Source organism: Kitasatospora sp. NPDC007106, assembly GCF_040634455.1.
Lineage (GTDB): Bacteria > Actinomycetota > Actinomycetes > Streptomycetales > Streptomycetaceae > Kitasatospora > Kitasatospora arboriphila.
This window is the reverse complement of the sequence record NZ_JBEYFP010000490.1, coordinates 1-4,494: the sequence shown is the minus strand read 5'-3', so window position 1 is coordinate 4,494 and position 4,494 is coordinate 1. Positions and strand designations below refer to the sequence as shown.

The 4,494-nt window shown below is 73.1% G+C and carries 5 protein-coding genes; all 5 read right to left on the bottom strand.

Annotated elements, in window-relative coordinates; genetic code table 11:
• Positions 1-797 (bottom strand): MetQ/NlpA family ABC transporter substrate-binding protein (locus ABZ641_RS26800; RefSeq protein WP_359985681.1); only part of this gene is annotated, 797 nt, incomplete at its 3' end.
• A gap of 92 nt (positions 798-889) precedes the next feature.
• Positions 890-1,624, bottom strand: coding sequence for a methionine ABC transporter permease (locus tag ABZ641_RS26795; RefSeq protein WP_359985678.1), 735 nt, complete (start codon positions 1,622-1,624; stop codon positions 890-892).
• Entirely contained in the window at positions 1,621-2,643 is a 1,023-nt protein-coding gene (locus tag ABZ641_RS26790) for an ATP-binding cassette domain-containing protein (protein WP_344621672.1), read from the bottom strand. The genes ABZ641_RS26795 and ABZ641_RS26790 overlap by 4 nt, the downstream gene beginning before the upstream one ends.
• Before the next feature lie 478 nt (positions 2,644-3,121).
• On the bottom strand, positions 3,122-3,622 hold the full coding sequence (locus ABZ641_RS26785; RefSeq protein ID WP_344621671.1) for a GNAT family N-acetyltransferase: 501 nt from the start codon (positions 3,620-3,622) through the stop codon (positions 3,122-3,124).
• 267 nt (positions 3,623-3,889) lie between these two features.
• Positions 3,890-4,459, bottom strand: coding sequence for a sigma-70 family RNA polymerase sigma factor (locus ABZ641_RS26780; RefSeq protein WP_359985674.1), 570 nt, complete (start codon positions 4,457-4,459; stop codon positions 3,890-3,892).
• Positions 4,460-4,494 lie beyond the last annotated feature (35 nt).

Sequence of the window (4,494 nt, the reverse complement as noted above, 5' to 3'; positions counted from 1 at the left end):
ATGTACTTCTTGACCTCGGCGGAGTGCAGCAGCTGGGCGAGCTTCTGGACCCGCGGGTCGTTCTCGTGGCCCTTCTTGACGGCGAGGATGTTCGCATAGGGGTTGCCGTCGGCCTTCTCCAGGACGATGGCGTCGGTGGCGGGCTTGAGGCCGGAGTCGAGGGCGTAGTTGCCGTTGATGACGGCGGCGTCGAGGTCGCCGAGCGAGCGCGGCAGCTGGGCCGCCTCCAGCTCCTTGAACTTGAGGTTCTTGGGGTTGGTGGCGATGTCCTGGACGGTGGCGGTGGTGCCGGCGCCGGACTTCAGGGTGATGACCTTGTCGGCGGCGAGCAGCTGGAGCGCGCGGCCCTCGTTGGTGGCGTCGTTGGGGACGCCGACCTCGGCGCCGTCCTTCAGCTCCGCGACGGACTTGACCTTCTTGGAGTAGAGGCCGAGCGGCTCCAGGTGGACGGTCCCGACGGAGACGACGTCGGTGCCGTTCTTCTTGTTGAAGTCGTCGAGGTACGGAACGTGCTGGAAGTAGTTGGCGTCGGCCGAGCCGTCCTGGACCGCGGTATTGGGGGTCACGTAGTCGGTGACCACCTTGACGTCGAGCTTGAGCCCGGCCTTGTCGGCGAGGTTCTTCTTGACGTAGTCGAGGATCTGGGCGTGCGGGGTGGGGCTGGCTATGACGGTCAGCGTCTTGTTCGGGTCGGCGCTCGCCCCGGAGGACGAGGAGCCTTCGCTGCCGCAGGCGGCGAGGGTGAGGGCGACGCCGGCGGTGGCGAGGACGCTGGTGAACTTCAGGACGTTACGCACGAAAAGTGCCTTTCTCCGGTGGTGCGGTGGTCGGCGGGCCGTCGCGGACGGCCGCCGGGGTGCGGGCCGGGGTCTCCGGCCGCGGGTCTGGGTCAGCGGGCGGAGGCGGGTTCCGCCTCCGCCTCGCCGGGGAGGCCGACGGCCTCGGGACGGAACCGCCTCGGGGTGGCGCCGCGGTGGCTCAGCCGGCGGACGGAGAAGTCGCCGATCAGCTGGAGCGCGGTGACGATGACCACGAGCTCGGCGATGATCACCCACATGAAGCCGGTCTCGAAGCGCAGGTAGCCGTAGCGGACGGCGAGGTCTCCGAGGCCGCCGCCGCCGACCACGCCGGCCATCGCCGAGTAGCCGATCAGTGCGATGACCGTGGTGGTGACGGAGGCCACCAGGGCGGGCAGCGACTCGGGCAGCAGGGTCTTGCGGACGATGGTGGCGGTGGAGCCGCCCATCGACTGGACGGCCTCGACCAGGCCGCCGTCCACCTCGCGGACGGCCGTCTCGACGAGCCGGGCGAAGAACGGGATGGCGCCGATGGTGAGCGGCACGGTGGCCGCCTGCCAGCCGATGGTGGTGCCGGCGATCGCCTTGGTGACGCCCTGCAGCGCCACCATGAGGATGATGAACGGCAGTGAGCGGCCGATGTTGACGATCGCGCCGAGCACCCGGTTGAAGCCCGGGTGCTGCAGCAGGCCGCCCTTGTCGGTGAGCACCAGCAGGACGCCGAGCGGCAGTCCGAGCAGCACGGTGGCGAGCGAGGAGACGCCGACCATCTGGAGCGTCTCCCAGGTGGCGGGCCACAGGAGTTCCTGCATCTGGTCCCAGGTCATGCCGCCACCCCCTCGGGGGTGAGCAGGTCGACCTGCAGGCCCTGCTCGCGCAGGAACCCGATCGGGACGACGTTGTCCCGGTGGCCGCCGGGCAGTTCGACCCGCATCCGGCCGACCATCCGGCCGCCGATGGTCTCCACCGCGGCGCCGAGGATGTTGATGTCGATCTGGTAGGTGCGGGCGAGCTGGGAGACGAACGGCTGCGCCGGGGTGTCGCCCTGGAAGGTGATCTCGACGACGGTGCGGCCGCTGTGGCCGGAGGCGAACTCGCCGAGCGGGAAGAGGTCGCGGGCGATCCGGGAGTCGCCGTCGGCGAGCAGGTCGGTCAGCGCGCCGGACTCGACGATCCGTCCGCCGCGCATCAGGGCGGCCGAGTCGCAGACGGACTTGATGACGTCCATCTCGTGCGTGATGAGCAGGACGGTCAGGCCGAGCTGCCGGTTGAGGTCGCGCAGCAGGGCGAGGATCGACCGGGTGGTCTCCGGGTCGAGGGCGCTGGTGGCCTCGTCGGAGAGCAGCACCTTGGGGTCGCCGGCCAGCGCCCGGGCGATGCCGACTCGCTGCTTCTGACCGCCGGAGAGCTGGGCGGGGTAGCTGCGGGCCTTGTCGGCGAGGCCGACCAGGTCGAGCAGCTCGGCGGCCTTGCGGCGGCGGGCGGTGCGGTCGAGTCCGATGATCTCCAGCGGCAGTTCGACGTTCTGCTGGACGGTCCGCGAGGAGAGCAGGTTGAAGTGCTGGAAGACCATGCCGATCCGGCGCCGGGCCTCGCGCAGTTCGCGGCCGGCGCGGTTCTCGCCGCCGGGCAGCGCGGTCAGGTCGACGCCGTCCACCGTGACGGTGCCGGCGGTGGGCCGCTCCAGCATGTTCACGCAGCGGATGAGGGTGGACTTGCCGGCGCCGCTGGTGCCGACGACTCCGTAGACCTCGCCCTCGCGGACGTGCAGGTCGACGCCGTCGAGGGCGGTGACCTCTCGGCCGCGCGAGCGGTAGACCTTGGTGAGGCCCTGAGTGGTGATCACGGCTGCTTTCCGTTGGTCGGGGGCGCGGCCTCGTGGGCCGGCGCACCGGGCGTTCGCAGGCGTGCGGGGGCACGCCGGAGGGAGGGGGTGTGGGGGTGTGGCCGTACGTCGGCCGTGGCTGCCGGGCCGGATGCGTGCGCGTGGGCAGGGCCCTGGCGGGGCATCGGCGACGCGGTGGCTCAGCGGGCGCCGGACGGGCGGCGCGGGTACTCGCTTCGGGGCGCGAGGAGGGGGACGAGGGCCCTCAGTGGTGACACATGCGACAGCACATGCGGCGCGCGCCGCCCGGCGCGGTGCCGGTGGGGGTGCATGTCGTGGTCGCAGTCATGAAGACAGTTAAGCAGACCTTCGGACACGATCCCAATAAACAGGAGATCCGGTCCGGAATGCGGACACGACCCTTGTGCCGCAAGCCCGACGGCGCCCGTCCCCGGATGGGGAGGGCGCCGTCGGGCGGAACGGGGCGTCAGGCGGGGCGTCAGGCGGAGGCCGCCAGCGGCACCGGCACGGTCTTGCTGAGCGTCACCAGCGACAGCCGGCCGGACACCTCGCGGACGCCGGTCTGCCGGTAGCCGTGCCGGGCGTACAGCCGCAGGTTGCCGAGGCTGCGGTGGCCGGTGAAGAGCTCGAAGGCGTAGACCGTGCCGACGGCCTGCAGGCGCCGCTCGACGGCGTCCAGCAGGCGCCCGCCGAGGCCGTGGCGCTGCATCCGCGGGTGGACCACCAGGCGGCCGATCCGGGCGGTGCCGTCGGCGTCCAGCCGGCCGCGGACGGTGCCGACCACCTCGTCGCCGAGGCGGGCGACGAAGAACTCCTGCTCGCCCAGCTCGGCCCGCAGGCTCTCCAGGGTCTGGGTGAGGGGCTCGATGGCCCAGTCCCCGTAGAGCGCGGCCTCGTCCTGGTAGCCGAGGTACTGCAGTTTGAGGATCTGCTCCGCGTCGTCCTGCGTCGCCGGCGAGATGATCACACTCATGCCCATGTGCGGGGTCTCCCCATCGTTAGTGCCCGGTGCGCCGCCGAGGGTGTGCACCGGTGCCCGGCCTGAGGTCCCGGACGGGGATCGGCCCGGCCGGGAAGAGGGTCGAACGGCTCCCGGGCGACGGCACGGCGCTGCGGCCGGTCCGCGCACACGCGGGCCGGACCCGACGCCGGGAGAGACGTTCGCCAGCGCTCTACCCCGGCTTCGCCGGGTCTCAACCTTCCGGCCGCCGGACGTGGCGAGCGTCACGTCCTCGACCGTACGCGGTCACTCCCCCGTCAGGTCCGCGCGGCGCGCCGCCAGCAGCGACCGCAGGCAGGCCAGGCAGCGCGACCGGGTCGGGCCGATCGAGCCCCGCGGGATGCCCGTCCGAGCGGCCAGTTCGGTGTAGCTGAGCTCCGGCGACTCGGCGAGCGAGAGCAGCAGTTCGGGGCAGCGGCCGGAGAGCCGGCCCAGCGCCCGGCGGACGGCCCTGCCGAGCTCCGCGGCCAGCAGTTCCTCGTGCGGCCCGCGGCGGGCCACCGGCGGCCGCGGCACCGGGACCTCCGGGGCGGCCGTCCGGCGGGCCGTCAGCACGGCCCGGACGGCGCGGGCCCGCAGCCAGCCGCGCAGGTCCCGGGGCAGCCCGGGCCCGGCCGCCCGCTCGGCCGCCTGCAGCCAGACCTCCTGCTCCAGGTCCTCCCCGTCCGGTCCGCCCCGCGCCAGCACGGCGAGGAACGCCGCGAGGTCGCGGCGCACCTCGGCGCGGGCCAGCTCCGCGAGGGCCCGGACCCGGCACTGCCCACGGGACCTGTCGTCGGCGGGCCGCTCGTCGGGACGGGCACGGGCGTCGGTCACGCCTGCCGCAACGAGCGGGGGCGCGCCGGGTCACC

Excerpts from the sequence above, each read along its gene's own strand:
- ABZ641_RS26795 (WP_359985678.1), bottom strand. The coding sequence starts at position 1,624 with ATGACCTGGGACCAGATGCAGGAACTCCTGTGGCCCGCCACCTGGGAG.
- ABZ641_RS26785 (WP_344621671.1), bottom strand. The coding sequence starts at position 3,622 with ATGGGCATGAGTGTGATCATCTCGCCGGCGACGCAGGACGACGCGGAG.